At 70.3% G+C, this 19,197-nt stretch carries 19 protein-coding genes and 2 tRNA genes; 6 read left to right on the top strand and 15 right to left on the bottom strand.

All coding sequences use genetic code 11. From position 1 onward, the window contains the following. Positions 1-32: 32 nt before the first annotated feature. Positions 33-2,084: a M3 family metallopeptidase gene (locus EI169_RS09255; protein ID WP_125132066.1), complete on the top strand. Its 2,052-nt coding sequence runs from the start codon at positions 33-35 to the stop codon at positions 2,082-2,084. Positions 2,085-2,096: 12 nt separating this feature from the next. On the opposite strand, the gene EI169_RS09260 is transcribed toward EI169_RS09255, so the two are convergent. The 7 genes from EI169_RS09260 to EI169_RS09290 form a co-directional block, all read right to left on the bottom strand. Then, positions 2,097-3,059 carry an epoxide hydrolase family protein gene (locus tag EI169_RS09260; protein ID WP_125132067.1) on the bottom strand — a complete coding sequence of 321 codons (963 nt, stop codon included), beginning with the start codon at positions 3,057-3,059 and terminating at the stop codon, positions 2,097-2,099. Between the two features lie 39 nt (positions 3,060-3,098). Next, a complete protein-coding gene (clpX, locus tag EI169_RS09265) occupies positions 3,099-4,367 on the bottom strand; it encodes an ATP-dependent Clp protease ATP-binding subunit ClpX (protein ID WP_125132068.1) in 1,269 nt (422 codons plus the stop codon). A 152-nt stretch (positions 4,368-4,519) separates the two neighbouring features. Then, the gene (locus EI169_RS09270; RefSeq protein ID WP_125132069.1) at positions 4,520-5,191 is read right to left on the bottom strand and encodes an ATP-dependent Clp protease proteolytic subunit; all 672 of its coding nucleotides are present in this window, start codon (positions 5,189-5,191) and stop codon (positions 4,520-4,522) included. A gap of 29 nt (positions 5,192-5,220) precedes the next feature. Continuing rightward, positions 5,221-5,835: an ATP-dependent Clp protease proteolytic subunit gene (locus tag EI169_RS09275; RefSeq protein ID WP_125132070.1), complete on the bottom strand. Its 615-nt coding sequence runs from the start codon at positions 5,833-5,835 to the stop codon at positions 5,221-5,223. 51 nt (positions 5,836-5,886) lie between these two features. Beyond that, positions 5,887-6,378 (bottom strand): tetratricopeptide repeat protein, encoded by a 492-nt coding sequence (locus EI169_RS09280; protein WP_125132071.1) that lies wholly within the window; start codon positions 6,376-6,378, stop codon positions 5,887-5,889. 61 nt (positions 6,379-6,439) lie between these two features. Then, positions 6,440-7,873 carry a trigger factor gene (tig, locus tag EI169_RS09285; RefSeq protein WP_125132072.1) on the bottom strand — a complete coding sequence of 478 codons (1,434 nt, stop codon included), beginning with the start codon at positions 7,871-7,873 and terminating at the stop codon, positions 6,440-6,442. A gap of 66 nt (positions 7,874-7,939) precedes the next feature. After that, a tRNA-Pro gene (locus EI169_RS09290) sits at positions 7,940-8,013 on the bottom strand. A gap of 166 nt (positions 8,014-8,179) precedes the next feature. On the opposite strand from EI169_RS09290, the gene EI169_RS09295 reads away from it, so the two are divergent. The 4 genes from EI169_RS09295 to EI169_RS09305 all read left to right on the top strand — a co-directional run bounded on the left by EI169_RS09295 (position 8,180) and on the right by EI169_RS09305 (position 11,242). Continuing rightward, a tRNA-Gly gene (locus EI169_RS09295) sits at positions 8,180-8,253 on the top strand. A 151-nt stretch (positions 8,254-8,404) separates the two neighbouring features. Next, positions 8,405-8,854 carry a hypothetical protein gene (locus EI169_RS09300; protein WP_125132073.1) on the top strand — a complete coding sequence of 150 codons (450 nt, stop codon included), beginning with the start codon at positions 8,405-8,407 and terminating at the stop codon, positions 8,852-8,854. Positions 8,855-9,672: 818 nt separating this feature from the next. After that, positions 9,673-9,828 (top strand): hypothetical protein, encoded by a 156-nt coding sequence (locus tag EI169_RS16585; RefSeq protein WP_164515477.1) that lies wholly within the window; start codon positions 9,673-9,675, stop codon positions 9,826-9,828. A gap of 76 nt (positions 9,829-9,904) precedes the next feature. Next, positions 9,905-11,242: an HNH endonuclease signature motif containing protein gene (locus tag EI169_RS09305; protein WP_125132074.1), complete on the top strand. Its 1,338-nt coding sequence runs from the start codon at positions 9,905-9,907 to the stop codon at positions 11,240-11,242. Between the two features lie 36 nt (positions 11,243-11,278). Here the strand turns inward: EI169_RS09305 and EI169_RS09310 are convergent, their stop codons facing one another. From EI169_RS09310 to EI169_RS09325, 4 genes are read right to left on the bottom strand one after another with little or no spacing between them, the layout of a single operon-like run. Next, complete coding sequence (locus tag EI169_RS09310) at positions 11,279-11,653, bottom strand: hypothetical protein (protein WP_125132075.1); 375 nt, start codon at positions 11,651-11,653, stop codon at positions 11,279-11,281. After that, positions 11,628-12,167, bottom strand: a complete 540-nt coding sequence (locus EI169_RS09315) for a cupin domain-containing protein (protein ID WP_125132076.1) — start codon at positions 12,165-12,167, stop codon at positions 11,628-11,630. Before EI169_RS09315 ends, EI169_RS09310 begins: the two co-directional genes overlap by 26 nt. After that, positions 12,164-12,700, bottom strand: a complete 537-nt coding sequence (locus tag EI169_RS09320; protein WP_125132077.1) for a gamma carbonic anhydrase family protein — start codon at positions 12,698-12,700, stop codon at positions 12,164-12,166. The genes EI169_RS09315 and EI169_RS09320 overlap by 4 nt, the downstream gene beginning before the upstream one ends. Before the next feature lie 10 nt (positions 12,701-12,710). Next, positions 12,711-14,849: an acyltransferase family protein gene (locus tag EI169_RS09325; RefSeq protein ID WP_125132078.1), complete on the bottom strand. Its 2,139-nt coding sequence runs from the start codon at positions 14,847-14,849 to the stop codon at positions 12,711-12,713. A gap of 146 nt (positions 14,850-14,995) precedes the next feature. On the opposite strand from EI169_RS09325, the gene EI169_RS09330 reads away from it, so the two are divergent. Continuing rightward, positions 14,996-15,481, top strand: a complete 486-nt coding sequence (locus EI169_RS09330) for a DNA starvation/stationary phase protection protein (protein ID WP_125132079.1) — start codon at positions 14,996-14,998, stop codon at positions 15,479-15,481. Positions 15,482-15,526: 45 nt separating this feature from the next. Here EI169_RS09330 and EI169_RS09335 read toward each other — a convergent pair whose 3' ends face one another. From EI169_RS09335 to EI169_RS09350, 4 genes are read right to left on the bottom strand one after another with little or no spacing between them, the layout of a single operon-like run. Continuing rightward, positions 15,527-16,951: an amidohydrolase family protein gene (locus EI169_RS09335; protein WP_125133406.1), complete on the bottom strand. Its 1,425-nt coding sequence runs from the start codon at positions 16,949-16,951 to the stop codon at positions 15,527-15,529. 56 nt (positions 16,952-17,007) lie between these two features. Beyond that, positions 17,008-17,643, bottom strand: coding sequence for an FMN-binding negative transcriptional regulator (locus EI169_RS09340; RefSeq protein ID WP_205783768.1), 636 nt, complete (start codon positions 17,641-17,643; stop codon positions 17,008-17,010). Between the two features lie 9 nt (positions 17,644-17,652). Next, the gene (locus EI169_RS09345) at positions 17,653-18,651 is read right to left on the bottom strand and encodes a DNA-formamidopyrimidine glycosylase family protein (protein WP_125132080.1); all 999 of its coding nucleotides are present in this window, start codon (positions 18,649-18,651) and stop codon (positions 17,653-17,655) included. Beyond that, the gene (locus EI169_RS09350) at positions 18,651-19,193 is read right to left on the bottom strand and encodes a ribose-5-phosphate isomerase (protein ID WP_125132081.1); all 543 of its coding nucleotides are present in this window, start codon (positions 19,191-19,193) and stop codon (positions 18,651-18,653) included. The genes EI169_RS09345 and EI169_RS09350 overlap by 1 nt, the downstream gene beginning before the upstream one ends. Positions 19,194-19,197: the final 4 nt, after the last annotated feature.

Below are 19,197 nucleotides of genomic sequence, written 5' to 3' on the forward strand. Positions count from 1 at the left end.
GGCACCGTGTCCGTCGCCGATACGCTGGGCCGATGGACTCCTCCAATCCGGTGCTGGCCGCCAGCACCCTCCCCCACGGACTGCCCGACTACGCCGCGATCCGCCCCCAGCACTATCTGCCCGCCTTCGACGAGGCGATGCGGATGCAGCGCCAGGCCGTCGACGCGATCACCGCGCAGTCCGGCGAGGCCACCTTCGACGACACGCTGCGCGCGCTCGAGGAGAGCGAAGAGCTGCTGGGCCGGGTCGCGCGGACGTTCTACACGGTGTCTTCGGCCGACGCGACACCCGAGATCCAGGAGATCGAGGAGGTCCTGGCGCCGCGCATCTCCGCCCACCAGGACGCGATCCTGCTCGACGCGGCGCTGTTCGCCCGAATCGCGTCGCTCTACGAGCGTCGCGGCGAGCTCGCACTGTCGCCGGAGCAGCGTTACCTCGTCGAGCGCCGCTACACGGAGATGTCGCGCGCGGGAGCCGGACTCGACGACGCGTCCAAGCAGCGGCTGACCGCGATCAACCAGCGCCTCTCGACCCTCACGACGACGTTCGAGAAGAACCTGCTCGCCGACACGAACGACCTCGCCGTCGTGTTCGACGACGCCGCGCAGCTCGACGGTCTCTCCGCGGGCGAGCTCTCGGCGACCGCCGCCGCGGCGGCCGAACGCGGCCTCGCCGGCCGCCACGTCGTGACACTGACCCTCTTCACCGGTCACCCGTACCTCTCGAGCCTCACCGACCGCGAGAGCCGGCGGCGGCTGCTGGAGGCCTCGCGGGCGCGCGGGAGCCGGGGCAACGCGCACGACAACCGCGACGTCCTGCGGGAGATCGTGCGCCTGCGTGCCGAGCGGGCGCAGCTGCTGGGCTATCCGAGCCACGCCGCCTACGTGACGGCCGATCAGACCGCCGGCTCTCCCGACGCCGTGCGCGACATGCTCGTGCGCCTCGCCGCGCCTGCCGCCCGCAACGCCCGGGCCGAGCAGGAGAAGCTGCAGGCGATGATCGATCGCGAGAGCGAGCCGTTCGCGCTCGAGGCGCACGACTGGGCGTTCTACACCGAGAAGGTGCGTGCGGCGGAGTACGACCTCGACGTCGCGGCGCTGCGTCCGTGGTTCGAGGCGGAGCGGGTGCTGCGCGACGGCGTCTTCTACGCCGCCGAGCGTCTGTACGGCATCACGATCACCGAGCGCACCGACCTGCGCGCCTACCACCCCGACGCGCGGGTGTTCGAGGTGTTCGAGCCCGACGGATCGTCGCTCGGGCTGTTCGTGCTCGACCTGTACACGCGGGACACCAAGCGCGGTGGCGCGTGGATGAACTCGATCGTGTCGCAGTCGGGCCTCGGCGGCACGTCGCCGGTGGTGGTCAACAACCTCAACGTGGCCAAGCCCGCCCCGGGAACACCCACGCTCCTCACCCTCGACGAGGTCACGACGCTGTTCCACGAGTTCGGGCACGCGCTGCACGGCCTCTTCGCGCGCGTCGAGTATCCGCATTTCGCCGGGACCGCGGTGTTCCGCGACTTCGTCGAGTTCCCCAGCCAGGTCAACGAGATGTGGATCTTCTGGCCGGAGATCGTCGACCACTACGCACGTCACGTCGAGACGGGCGAGCCGCTTCCCCGCGACGTCATCGAGCGCCTGCAGTCGTCCGAGGCCTTCAACCAGGGCTTCGCGACGAGCGAGTACCTCGCCGCCTCGTGGATCGACCAGGCGTGGCACTCGCTGTCGGCGGCGGATGCGGCGGGCGACATCGACGTCGCGGAGTTCGAGGCGGCCGCGCTGGCCGACGTCGGGCTGGACAACCCGGCGGTCCCCACGCGGTACTCCTCGGCGTACTTCGCGCACGTCTTCTCCGGCGGCTACAGCGCCGGGTACTACTCGTACATCTGGAGCGAGGTGCTCGACGCCGACACCGTCGAATGGTTCCGCGAGAACGGCGGGCTCACGCGCGAGAACGGCGATCGGTTCCGCGAGCGACTGCTGAGTGTCGGCGGGTCGAAGGACCCGCTGGCGGCCTACCGCGATTTCCGCGGGCGCGACGCCGACGTGCAGCCGCTCCTGACCCGCCGCGGCCTCACCGACTGACCCGAAACCAGGTCAGAGCGTCGCGACGAAGGCACGCACGCGCTCGGCCATCTCGTGCGGCCGTTCGGCGACAGTGAAGTGGCCACCGCGGTCGAGGCGCTCGAACACACGCAGATCGCGATAGAAGTCGCGCGCGAGCACCTCCGGATAATCGGCCTCGTGCCGCTGGATGAACACCGCCGCGGGCACGTCGGTGTCGGCGTCGCCCCATTCGACGAACTTCTCCACGAGCCACGCGACGAGGCCCGCCGGCGAGTCGTTGAGGGCGGCGGCGAGGGTGTCGGGTCGCGTCGCCTGCACGTGCCCGTAGGCGCCTTCCGACTCGTGGTCGCGCGCCAGCCGGGCGAAGAACGCCGTCACCTCGGGCTCGTCATGCGCGCGGCGCTCCTCCGGGGTCCCGAAGTGCGCATGCGTCGTGATGATCGCCTGGACGGTTTCCGGATGCGCCGACGCGAGCAGGTCGTTCACGTTCGCCGAGACGTCCTCGCCGTACGTGACGTACCGCTCGTACCCCAGGACCTCGGTCATGAGCCGGTGCATCGTCGCCGCGAGCTGTCGCTCCGACATCTCGGCCTGGGCGTACGGCGACGAGAAGGCGAAGCCCGGGAAGCTCGGCACGACGACATGGAAGTCGGGCAGCAGGTCGGCGAAGTCCAGCTGCATGGCGAACGTGTGGGGCCAGCCGTGCATGACAAGGAGGGCGGGCGCGTCATGGGCGTCGGCGCGCCGATGCAGGAAGTGCACGCGTGCTCCGTCGAGCTCGACCGTGTACTGCGGGTGCGCGTTGAGCCAGCGCTCCCGCGCACGCCAGTCGAAGTCCCGCCACGATGCGACGAGCTCCGCGAGGTACGCGGCCGTCATCCCCGAGCGCATGTGGCGGGGGGAATCGGGCAGTAGGCGGGCGCGCCCGAGTCGGTCGCGCAGATCGCCGAGCACGGCGTCGGGGACGTCGACGCGGAAGGGGCGGATGTCCATGTCGCGACGCTACGCGCCGCGTCCGACATCCCGCCGACGTCAGGCGCTCTTGCGCTTCTGCGCGAGCACGAGCGTGGGCGGGGCGCCCTCCTCGACGGCGGCCCGCGTCACGATGACCTTCGCGACGTCATCGGCGGACGGGATCTCGAACATGATCGGGCCGAGCACGTCCTCGAGGATCGCACGCAGACCGCGGGCGCCGGTCTTGCGCGCGACGGCGAGGTCGGCGATCGCGCGCAGCGCGTCCTCCTCGAACTCGAGCTGCACGTCGTCGAGCTCGAACATGCGCTGGTACTGCTTCACGAGCGCGTTCTTGGGTCCCGTGAGGATCTCCATGAGCGCTTCCTGATCCAGCGGCGACACGGAGGCGACGACCGGGAGCCGCCCGATGAACTCGGGGATGAGACCGAACTTGTGCAGGTCTTCGGGGAGCACCTCGCTGAACAGATTGAGGTCTTCGCCCTTGTCGTGCAGCGGGGCGCCGAAGCCGACGCCGTGCTTGCCGACGCGCGACGAGATGATCTCCTCGAGGCCGGCGAACGCGCCCGCCACGATGAAGAGCACGTTCGTGGTGTCGATCTGGATGAACTCCTGGTGCGGGTGCTTGCGCCCGCCCTGCGGCGGCACCGACGCCACCGTGCCCTCGAGGATCTTCAGCAGCGCCTGCTGCACGCCCTCGCCCGACACGTCGCGGGTGATCGAGGGGTTCTCGGCCTTGCGGGCGATCTTGTCGACCTCGTCGATGTAGATGATGCCCGTCTCGGCGCGCTTGGTGTCGAAGTCGGCCGCCTGCAGGAGCTTCAAGAGGATGTTCTCGACGTCTTCGCCGACGTATCCGGCCTCGGTGAGGGCCGTAGCATCAGCGACCGCAAAGGGCACGTTGAGTCGCTTCGCGAGGGTCTGCGCCAGATAGGTCTTGCCGCAGCCGGTCGGTCCGAGGAGCAGGATGTTGCTCTTGGCGATGTCGACCTCTTCGGCGCGCTGCTCGGCGGGCTGGAGCGTGCCGTGCGCGCGGATGCGCTTGTAGTGGTTGTAGACGGCGACCGACAGGGCCCGCTTTGCGGCGTCCTGGCCGACGACGTACTCCTCGAGGAACGAGAAGATCTCGCGCGGCTTCGGCAGGTCGAAGTCCGACACGACGCCGGCGGACGACTCCGCCATGCGCTCCTCGATGATCTCGTTGCACAGCTCGACGCACTCGTCGCAGATGTACACGCCGGGGCCCGCGATCAGCTGCTGGACCTGCTTCTGGCTCTTGCCGCAGAAGGAGCACTTGAACAGGTCGGCGCTCTCACCGATGCGTGCCATCCGGCTCCTCCTCGTCGTGGCGGGGGCCGGCGCCCCCTGGGTGTTTCGAGCCTAACCGCTGTCGGCGACAACGGAGCGTATTGCGACGCCCGGTGTGCGCGGGAACGCCGAAGCCCCCGCCGGCAGGTGCGCGGCGGGGGCTTCGGCGATGGTCAGCGCGTGAGCGCCGCGGGCGTCCGCTTGCGCGTCGTCAGCACCTGGTCGACCAGGCCGTACTCGACGGCCTCCTCGGCCGAGAGGATCTTGTCGCGGTCGATGTCGCGGTTGACCTGCTCGGGGCTGCGGTTGGAGTGCTTGCCGAGCGTCTGCTCGAGCCACGTGCGCATCCGCATGATCTCCTGCGCCTGGATCTCGATGTCCGACGCCTGGCCGTGACCGGCCTGGCCCATCGCGGGCTGGTGGATCAGGATGCGGGCGTTCGGCAGCGCGAGACGCTTGCCGGGGGCGCCGGCCGCGAGCAGCACGGCCGCCGCCGACGCGGCCTGGCCCAGCACGACGGTCTGGATCTGCGGCGACACGTACTGCATCGTGTCGTAGATCGCCGTCATCGCCGTGAACGAGCCGCCGGGCGAGTTGATGTACATGATGATGTCGCGGTCGGGGTCCTGGCTCTCCAGGACCAGCAGCTGCGCCATGACGTCGTCCGCCGACGCGTCGTCGACCTGCACGCCGAGGAAGATCACGCGGTCTTCGAACAGCTTGTTGTACGGGTCCTGGCGCTTGTAGCCGTAGGCCGTGCGCTCCTCGAACTGCGGGAGCACGTAGCGGCTGCCCGGCATCTGGAGGGCCTGCGGGTTCACGCCGCCGAAAGTGGGGGTCTGCATATCAGTGTCCTTCTCGTCTCGACGCGATCTCAGGCCGCAGTCCCGCCGCCGCCGACGACGTCGGTCGCGGACTCGCGGATGTGGTCGACGAAGCCGTACTCGAGCGCCTCGTCCGCGGAGAACCAGCGGTCGCGGTCGCCGTCGGCGTTGATCTGCTCGACCGACTTGCCGGTCTGGGCGGCCGTGATCTCGGCCAAGCGCTTCTTCATGTCCAGGATCAGCTGAGCCTGGGTCTGGATGTCGCTGGCCGTCCCGCCGAAGCCGCCGTGCGGCTGGTGCAGCAGCACGCGCGCGTTCGGGGTGATGTAGCGCTTGCCCTTCGTGCCCGCGGTGAGCAGCAGCTGGCCCATCGACGCAGCCATGCCGATGCCGACGGTGACGATGTCGTTGGGCACGAACTGCATCGTGTCGTAGATCGCCATGCCGGCCGTGATGGAGCCGCCGGGCGAGTTGATGTAGAGGTAGATGTCCTTCTGCGGGTCTTCCGCGGCCAGCAGCAGGATCTTGGCGCAGATCTCGTTGGCGTTGTCGTCACGCACCTCCGAGCCGAGCCAGATGATGCGGTCCTTCAGCAGCCGGTCGAAGACGCTCGTTGCGACCAGGGGTTCGGGCATGTGTGCTCCTGTTTCCGTTCGATCTGGCATCGAATCTACCGATCGGCATACGACGCCCGGCGCGTGTTCGCCGTGGGCAGATCAGGCGCGTCGCTCGCCGATCTCCTGCGCGTAACCGGCCACCGACCGGGTGTACAGCGGCAGGTGGGGCGCGAGCGCCTCCAGCGCGATGGATGCGGCCGTCTCGGCCTCTCCCGCACTCACGAGCGCGAGCGCGTAGAAGGCGGCCGCGGCGTCGCGCATGCCTCCCGGGGGCAGGCGCTCGTACTCGCACCGCAGCATCCGCAGCGCCTCCTCGGTCCTGCCGAGGTTGCGGATGGTGCTCGCCAGCTGGATGACGGCGCGCGTCTGCCGCTCGTCGTCGAGACCGAGCTCGAGCGCGCGACGGTAGAGCACTTCGGCCTCCGCCTCCTCGCCGGCGGAGTCGCGGGCGCCGGCACGCTCGAACAGCGCGACAGGGTCGTCGGCATCGCGCTCGGCGGCGAGGGCGTCGATCGCCGCCATCACCGCGTGATCGTCGAGTGACTCGTCGGCCCACACCGCGTCCACTCGGCTCTGCCAGTCGTCCCTCATGCGCGTCCTTCCGGAAACAGGAGAGGGGCGGATGCCGCAGCATCCGCCCCTCTCGCTTCGATCACTCCTTCGGAGCGGCCTTCTTGCGCGCGGGAGCCTTATTCTTGGGCTTCTCCTCGGCCTCGACGACGGCGTCCGCCTCGGCAGCCGCGTCGGCGATCTCCTCGGCCTCCTCGACGACATCCGCCTCGGCGGCGGCCTCGTCCTCCGCGTCGTCGTCGACGGCGACGAAGCCGGTGAGGTCGACGGGCTTGCCGTTGGAGTCGACGACCGTGACCTTGCCGAGCGCGACGGCGAGGGCCTTGTTGCGAGCGACCTCGCCGACGAGGGCGGGCAGCTGGTTGCCCTGCTGCAGCGCGTCGACGAACTCCTGCGGGGCCATGCCGTACTGGGCGGCCGACTGGATGAGGTACTGCGTCAGCTCGTCCTGCGACACCTGGACGTTCGCGTCCTCGGCGATCTTGTCCAGCAGCATCTGCGTGCGGAACTGCTTCTCGCTGGCCTCGGTGACCTCGGCGCGGTGGGTGTCGTCCTCGAGACGGCCCTCGTTCTCGAGGTGGGAGTGCACCTCGTCCTCGATGAGCTGGGGCGGGACGGGGATCTCGACCTTCGCGAGGAGCTCCTCGACGAGCTTGTCGCGCGCCGCCGAGCCCTGCGTGAACACCGACTGCTGGCCGACGCGCTCCTTGAGCGACTCGCGCAGCTCGCCGATGGTGTCGAACTCGCTCGCGATCTGCGCGAAGTCGTCGTCGGCCTCGGGCAGCTCGCGCTCCTTGACGGCCTTGACGCTGACGGCCACCTCGGCCTCCTCGCCGGCGTGGTCGCCGCCGATGAGCTTCGAGCGGAACGTGGTGTCCTCACCCGCCGTGAGCGACTCGATCGCCTCGTCGATGCCCTCGAGCAGCTCGCCCGAGCCGACCTCGTACGACACGCCCTCGGCGCGGTCGATCTCGGTGCCGTCGATCGTGGCGACGAGGTCCAGCTCGACGAAGTCGCCGGTCTCGGCGGGACGGTCGACCGTCACGAGCGTGCCGAAGCGCGCACGGAGGCGGTCGAGCTCCTCCTCGACGGCGGCGTCGTCCACCTCGGTCGCGTCGACGGTGATCGTGAGGCCCTCGAGCGAGGGCAGCTCGAACTCGGGACGCACGTCGACCTCGACGTCGACGACGAGGTCGCCGGAGTAGTCCTTCAGCTCGGGCAGCTCGACGATCTCGGCGCTCGGGCGGCCGATGACGCGCAGCTCCTGCGCCTCCACGGCCTCGCGGTAGAACTTGTCGAGGCCCTCGTTGACGGCGTGCTCGATGACGGCGCCGCGGCCCACGCGCTGGTCGATGATCGGCGCGGGCACCTTGCCCTTGCGGAACCCGGGGATCTGCACGTCCTGCGCGATGTGCTCGTACGCGTGCGCGATGCTCGGCTTGAGCTCGTCGGGCGAGACCGTGATGTGCAGCTTCACCCGGGTCGGGCTGAGCTTCTCGACGGTGCTGTTGACCATGCCTGTTCGTTCTCCTCAATCGTCCGCGCGACAGCGCGGTCATGTCAGGTCTAGGGGTCGGTGTCGTCGGGGCGACAGGATTTGAACCTGCGGCCTCCCGCTCCCAAAGCGGGCGCTCTACCAAGCTGAGCTACGCCCCGGGCGGTGCGCTCGTGCGCGCACGACGAACGGCCCCGCAAAGTCTAATCGAACTGGCGGCACGGTCTCTGTGCGGGCGCCGATGCCGCTGCATCTGGCTCCCCGGGCGCCTGGCGGGATCGATCTCGACGGTCGGCTAGAGTGGGACGGTGCGGCGCGAGCCGCCGCGGGGATGTAGCTCAATGGTAGAGCCTCAGTCTTCCAAACTGATGGTGCGGGTTCGATTCCCGTCATCCCCTCCACACCGTTATCCCCAGGTCAAACGACCTTTCCGCCAGCGGGTGATGTGTCGTTGATAGGCGCATCCTGACCCGGCCGTGCCCTCCCCGTGCCCTAATCGCTCGCGGAGGCGGCGTGGGGGCCTCATACTGACGGGCGGGAGGAGGACGGCAGATGGCCCGCAGACGCGAACTTGCGGACGCCGCTGACGGCATCAGCGGGCACTTCGTGTTCGACTCTCCGGCCAACCCCGACTGGCCGCTCGCGCACGTCGCATTCGCGATGCGCGCGGGCGACGGAGCGACCTACTCTTTCGACCTCCTGGCGGGGACCGTGAATCCGCACTCCGCGCACGTGGGACGGTTGGCTCGGTTCCTTCAGGGCGACCTCACCAGGCATCTCGCCGCTCGGGGAATCGATGCAGAGTGGGTGAGCGACGCCACGCTAGTGGTCACCGCCGAGGGCGAGACGCCTGGAACGCGCGTCCCCGTCTGGTGCAAGGTCACCATCACAGATGATCGAGGGGCGATCTATACGTCCACCCGCCGCGGGAGCATGAGTGTTCCGCGTGTGCCGTTCGGGCGGCGCGTCTCCGTCTGGCTCAGAGCGCGGTTCACGGCGTGAGAGTACTTCGGCGGTGCCGCACGGTGCGTGTCACGTGCTGGGCAACTCCAGGCGGATGACCGCTTCGAGGCGCGAGACGCGCTTCTTGCCGAGCGCGGCTCCGGCGCGCGTACATGCGATCGGCAACGAGCGCGTTCCGCTCCTCCGCGACGTGCCGGCAGGTCATCGCCGCCGCCGTGGTGCAGTGGCCTGCGCGCGCCATGAGTTCGCGCGACGAGGCTCCGGCCAGCGCCGCCAGCGTGAGCCCCGCGCGCCGCACGGCGTGGACGTGGAACTGCGCGTGGCCTGCCGTCTGACGCGCCCTCGCCCATGCCTGCTGCAGGCCGCCGTGCGTGAGCCACCGACCGTCGGGCCGGGTGAACGTGGGCTACTCGGGGAACCCGGTCGTGCGGGTCAGGTGCTTGTCCGCCAACGCCTGGAGGGTGCCGGGGAGGGCAACCACGCGCTCCAAATTCTCGAACTACGTTCGAGTCGTCCGCGTCCGCCGTTCGATGCCCCGCGGCGAACACCAGCCTAGAAGCAACCGCCTGGGCACAGCAGTCGCCCTGGCGCGCCGCCCTGAGCGTGCCCTACCCGAACCCTTTCGGCCTCACCTGACGCAACACGATCCCGTGGGACGAAACCAAGGACCCCGGCATCGACGCGGTTCCGCGGGATAGCGGGCTCCGGGATCGAGCCGGGACGGATCTTCCTCGCTGATGGTGCGGGTTTGATTCCCGCCAGGACGTCCACGCCTGCTCCTCCGTCGTACCGAGATGTCGCGATGTTCATCTTTTCGGGGGATGTGGACTTCAAGTCCAGTCCGTATCTTGGACACCATGGATCTGTTCGCGCTCTTCCACCCCTCCGCCGGCGACGCGCGTCTCGACTGGCAGGCCCGTCAGCAGCTTCCGGCACCGGCGCCGACTCCCGATGGCCCCGGTCGCATCCTCGATGGTTGCATTGTGATCGAGGTCGGCCCCATCAGCTGCTGAGCCGAGTATCGACAGGCTCACGCCGCACTCCGATCGGGGTCGGGGCGATGTCTGAGGTTGATGCTTGAGTACGGGTATGGGAGGCATCGCGAGTATCGCTCATCGTGACGACGATGACGCGATCATCGCGCGGCTGATCGAGAGCATCGTGGACGATGACGCGGTGATCGCGGAGCGCGAGGCGAGCAAGATCGTGAGTATGGCGGCGGCGCTGCGGATCGCGAAGAAGCATGCCGCGAGCCAGCCGATCTCGGTGCAGATGCGAGAACTCGAAGAACGATCAATCGCGGCAGAGATCGGGCTGGCCACCCGGGTGAACGACCGGGCGGTGCAGAACCGGATGCATGCGGCGCTGGAGTTGGTGGACGGCTATACGGCGACCCTTGACGCGCTGGCGGAGAGTCGGATCTCGGCGCGGCACGCGATGGTCATCGTCGAGACAGGGCGGGCGCTACAGGATGCAGACGCCCGCGCCATGTACGAGGCGACGGTGCTGGAGCGGGCGTTGCGGGACACGGCGCCGCGGACGAAGGCGTTCGCCGAACAGGTCGTCGAGGAGCTCCACCCCCGCTCCATCACCGAACGTCACCGGGAGGCGGTGAAGACACGGACGGTGTGGATGCAGCGCCGGGGCGACAGCATGTCCGAACTTGGGATCATTACGCCCACCGTCCTCGCCGAAGGCATCTGGGACCGGATCACCCAACAAGCCCACGAGACCAAGACCGTGCAGGTCGCGCGACCGGCCGACGACGCGGATGCGGATGACGACGCCGTGTACGACGAGCGGAACCTGGATCAGATCCGCGCGGACATCGCCATCGATCTGCTCTTGACCGGCGGCCCCACGATCGACCCGACCACCGGCGCGATCAGCGGACCGGCCGGCGGGCTCGCCGCCATCCACGCCCGCGCATCGATCGTGATCCCTGCGGTCACCGCCGCCGGGCTCGCGGACCGCGGGGCCACCCTCGACGGCGCGATCCCGGTCGACGCCGACACCGCCCGGTGCCTGCTCGCGCAGGCGCCGTCGTGGGAGCGGGTCTTCACCCACCCCATCCACGGACACGTCCTCGCGACCGACACCTACCGCAGACCGGCCAACCTCGACCGCTACCTCGCCGCCAGAGACATCCACTGCCGGTTCCCCGGGTGCCGCAGACCCGCCCGCGTGTGCGACCGCGACCACAACCACGACTGGGCCCTCGGCGGCACCACCGACGCCTGCAACCTCGCGTGCCTGTGCAAACGGCACCACACGTTGAAGACCGAGAAACCCTGGAAACCCGTCCAACAGCGCGACGGCAGCATCCGCTGGACCAGCCCCCTCGGAAGAGTCTCCACCGACCCACCCGAACGGTACGTCATCTTCCGCGACGAACCCGACCCACCACCCGGCGACCCACCCTTCTGAACAGGAGATCACGGGCGGTCACGTCGAGGGCAGAGGTCACCCAGTCTTCTCGTCAGCGGCGAGCACGCGCTCGAACGACTCCGGCAGCACGACGTTCGCAGGGGCGCCGGCGAAGAATCCGGCGACCTGCTCGGGCGTGTAGCCCGCGATCCCGCAGCCCACTTCGGTGACCAAGAACCGCAGCTCCGGATGCTGCGCCGCGAACGCGAGGAACCGGTGCGCTTGCTCCTCGAACACCGCCAGACCCGACATCGTATCGATCCCGTACGACTGGCCCTGCAGCCCCTCGGACTGACCCCAGACCGCACCGAATCGGTCGTATGCGAACCGGGCCGCTCCACCGCCGTGTGCGCCCGAGGCGTTCGATCCGAAGACGAAGACCTCGTCAGGCGCCAGGCTCTCGATGCGCATGCCCAGACGCTACCCCCGTGGTGAGCTCCGCCATCAGTGCATCGTCGAGCCACGGCGGCCGACGCGCGTGCGCGGGCGGCTCGATCCGCACCCGGTCGGGTGCCCACGCGGGGGCGACCACCGAGCCGACCAGCGCGAACCCGTCCGGGTCGCAGAGTCGGAGGGCCTTGTGCGATCCGGCCGGCACCGAGATCATCGGACGGGTCTCCGCGTCGACGACGATGCGCTGCACGTCGCCGGCAGGATCGACGACGATGTACTCGACCGGGCCGCCGTCGATCAGCACATGCGTGTCATCGCTCGCGAGCCAGTGCCACGCGTTGATCGGACGCTCGGGCTCGAGCAGGTAGTAGATCGCGTTGCAGGCGGTCGTGTCCTGCCGGCCGGACTCGGTATGCGGCACCTCCGACACGAAGCGGCCGGCCCACCGGCCCGACTCCCCCTCCAGCACCTCGAGGCCCAGTCGCTGTATCCATGCAGCGGCGCGCGGGTGCGGGCTCAGCGGAGCGTTCACGGGGCGACGGCGGCCGAGTGGGTCCGCACGTGCTCGCGATACACCTCGGCGTTGCGGAGCAGCCGCGCCCGCTCGTCGTCGGTGAGCGGGCGCCGCACCTTGGCGGGAACGCCCGCGACGAGCGAGCCGTCGGGAACGACCGTGCCTTCCAGGACGACCGCTCCCCCGGCCACAAGGCATCCGGCGCCGATCACCGCCCCGGAGAGCACGACACTGCCCATGCCGATGAGCGAGCCGTCGCCGATCTCGCAGCCGTGGACGACGGCGTTGTGTCCGACCGATACGTTCTCGCCGATCGTCACGCCGTGGCCCGCGTCGACGTGCACGGACACGTTGTCCTGGAGATTGCTGCCGGCGCCGATGCGGATCGCGGCGCTGTCGCCGCGGAGCACGGCGTTGTACCAGACGCTCGCCTCCGCCCCGAGTGTCACGGCGCCGACGATGCGGGCGCCGGATGCGACGAAGGCGGTGTCATCGAGGGCGGGGACGGCGCCCGGCAGGGCGAGGACGGCGGCATCGGCGGCGACGGACATGCGCCCGAGCCTACTGACGCGCCGCGAGGGCCGCCGAGATCGCGGCCTCGAACTGCGGCGCGAGGGAGTCGACGAACGACACCGTCAAGTGGTCCTGGTCGCGGTAGACGTCGGCGCCGCCGATGACCGGCGAGCACGTGTCGGCGTCGCAGTACACGTCGGTGAAGTCCAGCAGCGTGACATCGGGCGCACCCTCGGCGGCCGCCCGCAGCGGGTCGTCCTCCTTCAGCACGTCGGCACGCGCGCCGTCGCACTGATCGGCGCCGCGCGTGCGCAGGCACTTGTTGGGATCGGTCTCCCAGACCGGGTTGTCGACCACGGTGATGACGGGAACGCCGCGATCGGTCATGGTCGCCCACGCCTCGCGGTAGCCGGCGACGGCCGCGTCGTGCGCCGAGTCGAATCCGGCGGACGAGTACGGCGTCGTCGCGAGGGCGGCGGTGAAGACGACGTCGGCATTGATGCCGGACAGCGCATCCGCGACGCCGGCGCGCCACGTCGTGCACGCGTCGCCGAACGCCCCGGCGGTCGCGAGCGGCGTCGCGTTCCACGGGCACGCGCCCTTGAAGAACGTCGTGAGGTGCCAGCCGTTGCGCTCGGCCATGCGCTGGAAGGTCGACAGCAGCTGGTAGGCGTGGCTGTCGCCGATGAGCACGACCCGCGGCGCGTCCGCCGCATCCGATCCGAACTCGCACGACTCCGGCCGCGCGTCGTTGAGCTGCACGAAGCACTGCTCGTCGGTCGGCCGGTCGACGCCTGCGAAGCCGGGCGCCGGGAGGATGGTGTCGGAGACCGTGCCGGCGCACGACGGGTCGAGCACCGCAGCGGCCCCGAAGCACGGCGGCGGATCGGCCCGCAGCTGCGCGATCGCCTTCACGCCCGCCTCGTAGGCCGGCGCGTTGACGGCCCACGCCGCGCCGGCGGTGCCGGCCACGAGCAGCATCGCCGCAAGCGACGCCCACAGCGACACCTTGGGCGGCCGGACGGTGAGCCTCTTCCACCCGCGGACCGGATCCTCCACGAAGCGCTTGGTGAGCCACGCCAGCACGAAGCAGATGACCAGCAGCGCGACGCGGTGGTAGATCGTGAGCCCCCAGAAGGGCACCGACGGCGCGATGATGATGAGCGGCCAGTGCCACAGGTAGAGCGAGTAGGAGATGTCGCCGACGAAGCGCATCGGCCGCACCGCGAGCACGCGCGTGGGATACCACCAGCGCTCGGTGTTCGACGCCGCGATGATCGCCGCGGCGCCGAGCGTCGGGAGCGCGGCCGCGTAGCCCGGGAACGGCGTCTGACCGTCGAAGCGGAAGGCGACGAACAGCAGGACCAAGATGCCGCCCCACCCGAGCACGAAGCTCACGAGCGGATTCTTCACGCGCAGGAGCGGCACCAAAGCGACGAGCGCGCCGACGCCGAACTGCCACATGCGTCCGAACGTCACGAAGTACGCCGGTGCCGGATTCGTGAGCGTGAACACGACGCAGAACACGAACGAGGCGACCGAGACGGCGCCCAGCACGACGACGACCGTCGAGCGCGTGCGACCGCGGAACCACTTCACCGCGATCCATGCCGCCAGAAGCATGAGCAGTGGCCACATGACGTAGAACTGCTCCTCGAGCGACAGCGACCAGTAGTGCTGCACCGTCGTCGGCTCGCCCCCCTGGCCGAGGTAGTCGGCGGAGGTGAAGGCGAGGAGCCAGTTCTGCACGTAGAAGGTCGAGGCGACGATCTCCTGCACCTCGTTCGGCAGCGCGGACGTAGGCGTCAGGTACGGCGTCATGGCCGCGAGGGCGCAGAACAGCAGGACCAGGAGGGACGCCGGCAGCAGGCGCCGGGCGCGGCGGGCCCAGAACTGCCCGAGCCGGACCGTGCCGGTCGCGGCGAGCTCGCGCATGAGGTGGGACGTGATGAGGAAGCCCGAGATCACGAAGAAGACGTCGACGCCGACGTAGCCGCCGGGGAGGCGCCCGGGCCAGAAGTGGTAGAGGACGACCAGCAGCACGGCGATAGCCCGGAGGCCCTGCACGTGCGGCAGGAACCTCGAGGGCTCCGCGTGCTCGGGCGAGCGATCGGGCCGCAATGCGCGCGGCGTCTCGCGGGGGTCGCCGAGGTTCTGCGGTCCGGAGAGCTGGTCGGGTTGAGGCACCCCTCGACGGTAGTCGACGCGTCGCCGTCCGCCGGGATCGGCACGACGGATGCGGCGTTAGCCGAGCCTTCGCTTGCTTGCGGAATGATGCGCGCTGAGTAGCGTTTCATCCGATGGGCGTCGGACCGCCCGAGGAGGAGAACAGCATGAGCAACGTCGAGATCCCGACCGCCACGACCGTCGACACCACCATGGCCGCATCCACGGCGCAGTTCCTCTCCCCCGTGGTGATGGGCCTGGAGGCCCTCGTCGTCAACGGCAAGCAGGCGCACTGGCACGTGCGCGGCGCGAACTTCGTCGGCGTGCACGAGCTGCTGGACACGATCGTCGCCCACGCGCAGGACTGGGCCGACCTGGCCGCGGAGCGCATCGTGGCCCTGGGCCTGCCCGTCGACTCGCGCCTGAGCACGGTTGCCGCCAAGGCCGCCCAGACCGCCGTGCCGGCCGGCTTCGCCCCGTCCGACGTGATCATCCGCGCCGTCATCTCCGACATCGACGCCGTCCTGGCCGACCTGCAGGCGGCGGTCGACGGACTGGAGGAGACCGACGTGACCAGCCAGGACGTCGCCATCGAGATCAAGCGGGGCCTCGACAAGGACCGCTGGTTCCTGTTCGCGCACCTCGCGTCCTGACTTCTTCGACAAGAGCCCCCGGCATCCGCCGGGGGCTCTTGCGCGTCATGAGACGTGCGTGAGCCGACCCTCCAGGAGCGTCGCGACGACCGTCATCCCCCGCAGTCCCGCCTCGTCCGCCGTCAGCGGATCGCTCGCGCACACCGCGAGGTCGGCGACGGCGCCGGGCTCGATCCGGGCACCGTCGGTCGATCCGCCGGCCGTGCTGGCGGCGAGGGCCGTCGCGATGGCGATGCTCTCGTGCGGCTGCCACGGCTCGCGGCCGTCGCGCGTGCGGAAGACGGCGGCGGACATGGCCGCCCACGGGTCGAGCGGCGACACCGGCGCATCCGAGCCGAACAGCAGGTTGGCTCCCGCGTCGGACAGCGCGCGCAGCGGATAGGGCTGCGCGGTCTGCGCCGCCCACACGGTGTCGGTCAGGTCGCGGTCGTCCAGGGCGTGGGCCGGCTGGACGCTTGCGCCCACCCCCAGCCGCGCGAAGCGCGGGATGTCGCGATGGGCGACGAGCTGCGCGTGCTCGATGGTCCCGGCGGCGCCGGTGAGGGCGAACGCGTCCAGGGCCACCGAGTTGGCGACGTCGCCGATCGCGTGGATCGCACACTCCAGCCCCGCGGCGGTCGCCCGGGTCATGAGGTCGACCAGCTCGCGCGCCCCCACCGTCAGCAGTCCGTGCCCGCCGTCGGGATACGCGTGGGAGCACGCCGCGGTGCGGGTGCCCAGCGAGCCGTCGGTGATGACCTTGAGCGCGCCCGTGCGGACGAGTCCGGACATGTCGCCCGGCACGACGTCGCCCGATCGCAGACCCGCGGCGATCGCCCGGTCGAGGTGCTCGGGGTAGATCCCGTAGCGGACGCGGAGGGCCTCGAAGCCGCGGGCGACGCGGCGCACCCACGCGTCGTGATTCCACGCCATGTCGAGATCCACGATGCCCACGACGCCCCGCGCGGCCGCCTCGCGAGCGATCACGTCGACACGGGCGTCGCCGACCTCGGGCGCGACCGCGTTGAGCCGCCGCGAGATCTCGAACGCGTCCTCCTCTCGCAGCACGCCGTCCACGGCGTCGAAACCCTCGCGGCGGAGGGCGGCGGAGTTCAGCCACACGCTGTGCACGTCGGCGTTGATCATGTACGCCGGGACGTCGCCCGTGGCGGCATCGATGACCGCGAGGCTCGGGGCATCCGGCCACAGCGCATCGCGGAAGCCGGTGCCGACGCGTCGGCCCTCGCTGATCGGCGACGCGCCGAGCATCGCGGCAGCCCCGGCTGCGGTCACGGCCTCGCCGAGCGCGACGCGCGTGCCGACGAGGGCCCACTGCACGACGTGGACGTGGTGGTCCCACAGCCCCGGGACGAGCCATCCGCCGTCCGCGTCGAGCACCTCCCCCCGCGCGGCGAGCGCGCCGTGCGGCGCGATGTCGGCGACGCGCCCGCCGTCCAGGAAGACATCCATGGGCTCGTCGGAGGGCAGCATCTCGCGCCCTGCGCCCGTGATCCGCACGGCGCGGATCGTGCCGATACCGTTCCCGATCACGGACGCGGCCTCGCGTCGGCCGCGCGTCGCATCTCGGCCGCGAGCTCGGGCTGAGCGAAGGGGCCGTCGCCGGAGAGCTCGGCGATGATCGTGTCGACCACCTCCGGAGAACGGTTCTGACTGAGCTTGCGCTTCGCGACGACGCGCGTCGGGGTGAGCCGGAAGCCGACGGTGCCGCGCTCGAGCCGCTCGACGAAGGCGGCGTCGTTCGGCGTCTGCCACAGCATCCGCGCCTCGTCGTGCCTGCTCTCGAAGCGCGCGACGAGGCGGTCGAGCACGCGGAGGTTCTCCTCGGCGCTGAGGATCTCGGGGATGCCCGAGAGGTGCACCGAGACGAAATTCCACGTGGGTACGGCGGCGACGTCGCCGTACCAGGCCGGGGAGATGTAGCCGTGCGGGCCCTGGAGCACCACGAGGAGCTCCCGCTCCCCCAAGCCGTGGATGAGATCGTCGGGCTTGCCCACGTGCGCGACGATCGTGAGGTCGTCGCGATCGTCGTCGAGAAGCACGGCGTAGTGCGACGCGACGAGCCCGTCGGGCGTGCTGGACACGAGCGTCGCCCACGGATGCCGCTCGATCAGCCGACGGATCTCGCCGACGTCCGTCATCGCGAACGACGGATTCTGTCTCACCGTGTCACCTCACCGCTGGCAGAACGGGCAGTAGTAGAGCTTGCGACCGGCCGCTTCCTCGACGACGATCCCCGTCCCGCACACGCGGCACGGCAGCCCCGCGCGATGGTAGACCCAGTGCCGGTCGTCGCGCGATGCCATCGCCCGCCGGTACGACTCCGGATCGAGGTCGTCCATCGTCATCATCTGACCGGTCTCGACGCCGATGGCGAGAAGCCGCACCCAGTCGCGCCAGATGTCTCGCACGACCTCCTCGGGCACCTCGCGCCCCGGCGTGTGCGGGTTCAGCCGCGTCCGGAACAGCAGTTCGGCGCGGTAGACGTTGCCGATCCCCGACACGACCGTCTGATCCATCAGCAGCAGACCGATCGGGGTGGCGCGCTTGCGCACGGCCGTGACGAAGCGCTCCTCTCCGTCGGCGGGGTCGTCGACGAGCGGATCGGGGCCGAGCTTCGCGATCGTGGCCGCCACCTCGTCGGGCGTCTGCAGCTCGCACGCCGTCGGACCGCGCAGGTCGGCGCACGTGGTGGCGGTCAGCAGACGCAGGCGCACCTGCCCGACCACCGGCGGCGGCCACTGGGCGTCGTCCGCGAGCCCCGTCGTCTGCTCCGACATGCGCACCCGCCCGCGCGCGCGACGCGGCGCCCCGATCGAGGTGAGCGAGTTCTCGCCCGCCGCATCCAGGATCGGCTCGTCGGCCAGGACGGTGCCGCGCTGGTTCGTCTGCCCCATGCGCCCGTTGGCCGCGGCGATGGTCGGATCGACCACGATCTCGCCCGAGAAATCCCACGCGCCGTACATGCCCAGGTGCACACGCAGCCACGTGTCGCCCTCGAACTCGAGGAACATCTGCTTGCCGACGGCCCGCACCGACAGCGCCTCGCGCCCGTCGATCACCGACGCTCCCTCGACGAAGCGCCCCTGCGGGCTCGAGGCGGCGACACGTCGCCCGACGACGTTGCGATCGAACTGGCGCGCGATGCGGTGGACGGAATGTCCCTCCGGCATCAGCCCGCTTCCGGGTCGAACGTGTCGCTCGCGTCGAGCACGTCCGGCCCCGCCGTCGTGGCGCGCGGGTCGGGCAGGAGCGAGCCGTCGTCCTCGTAGGCCGCGATCTGCGCGATGCGACGCGCGTGGCGCTCCTCGCCCGAGAACGGCGTCGCGATGAAGCGGTCGATGAACGAGGCCGCCTCCTCGAACGTGTGCTGGCGGGCGCCGATCGCGATGACGTTCGCATCGTTGTGCTGGCGCGCGAGCTCGGCGGTCGGGATGTTCCACACGAGGGCCGCGCGGATGCCGCGCACCTTGTTGGCCGCGATCTGCTCGCCGTTGCCCGAGCCGCCGAAGACGACGCCCAGCGTCTCGATCCCGGCGGCCTGGTCGTGGACGACCGCCTGCGCGGCCCGGATGCAGAAGGCCGGGTAGTCGTCGACCGGGTCGTACTCGAGCGGGCCGTGGTCGATGACGTCGTGCCCCTGCTCGGCGAGGTGGTGCTGCAGCTGCGTGGAGAAGTCCAGCCCCGCGTGATCGGTGGCGATGTGGATGCGCATGGGG

The organism is Microbacterium sp. 10M-3C3, assembly GCF_003931875.1.
GTDB lineage: Bacteria > Actinomycetota > Actinomycetes > Actinomycetales > Microbacteriaceae > Microbacterium.

Coding starts and splice junctions, on each gene's coding strand:
- EI169_RS09255 (WP_125132066.1), top strand. CDS start 33: ATGGACTCCTCCAATCCGGTGCTGGCCGCCAGCACCCTCCCCCACGGA.
- EI169_RS09260 (WP_125132067.1), bottom strand. CDS start 3,059: ATGGACATCCGCCCCTTCCGCGTCGACGTCCCCGACGCCGTGCTCGGC.
- clpX (WP_125132068.1), bottom strand. CDS start 4,367: ATGGCACGCATCGGTGAGAGCGCCGACCTGTTCAAGTGCTCCTTCTGC.
- EI169_RS09270 (WP_125132069.1), bottom strand. CDS start 5,191: ATGCAGACCCCCACTTTCGGCGGCGTGAACCCGCAGGCCCTCCAGATG.
- EI169_RS09275 (WP_125132070.1), bottom strand. CDS start 5,835: ATGCCAGATCGAACGGAAACAGGAGCACACATGCCCGAACCCCTGGTC.
- EI169_RS09280 (WP_125132071.1), bottom strand. CDS start 6,378: ATGAGGGACGACTGGCAGAGCCGAGTGGACGCGGTGTGGGCCGACGAG.
- tig (WP_125132072.1), bottom strand. CDS start 7,873: ATGGTCAACAGCACCGTCGAGAAGCTCAGCCCGACCCGGGTGAAGCTG.
- EI169_RS09300 (WP_125132073.1), top strand. CDS start 8,405: ATGGCCCGCAGACGCGAACTTGCGGACGCCGCTGACGGCATCAGCGGG.
- EI169_RS16585 (WP_164515477.1), top strand. CDS start 9,673: ATGGATCTGTTCGCGCTCTTCCACCCCTCCGCCGGCGACGCGCGTCTC.
- EI169_RS09305 (WP_125132074.1), top strand. CDS start 9,905: ATGGGAGGCATCGCGAGTATCGCTCATCGTGACGACGATGACGCGATC.
- EI169_RS09310 (WP_125132075.1), bottom strand. CDS start 11,653: ATGCGCATCGAGAGCCTGGCGCCTGACGAGGTCTTCGTCTTCGGATCG.
- EI169_RS09320 (WP_125132077.1), bottom strand. CDS start 12,700: ATGTCCGTCGCCGCCGATGCCGCCGTCCTCGCCCTGCCGGGCGCCGTC.
- EI169_RS09330 (WP_125132079.1), top strand. CDS start 14,996: ATGAGCAACGTCGAGATCCCGACCGCCACGACCGTCGACACCACCATG.
- EI169_RS09335 (WP_125133406.1), bottom strand. CDS start 16,951: ATGCTGCCCTCCGACGAGCCCATGGATGTCTTCCTGGACGGCGGGCGC.
- EI169_RS09345 (WP_125132080.1), bottom strand. CDS start 18,651: ATGCCGGAGGGACATTCCGTCCACCGCATCGCGCGCCAGTTCGATCGC.
- EI169_RS09350 (WP_125132081.1), bottom strand. CDS start 19,193: ATGCGCATCCACATCGCCACCGATCACGCGGGGCTGGACTTCTCCACG.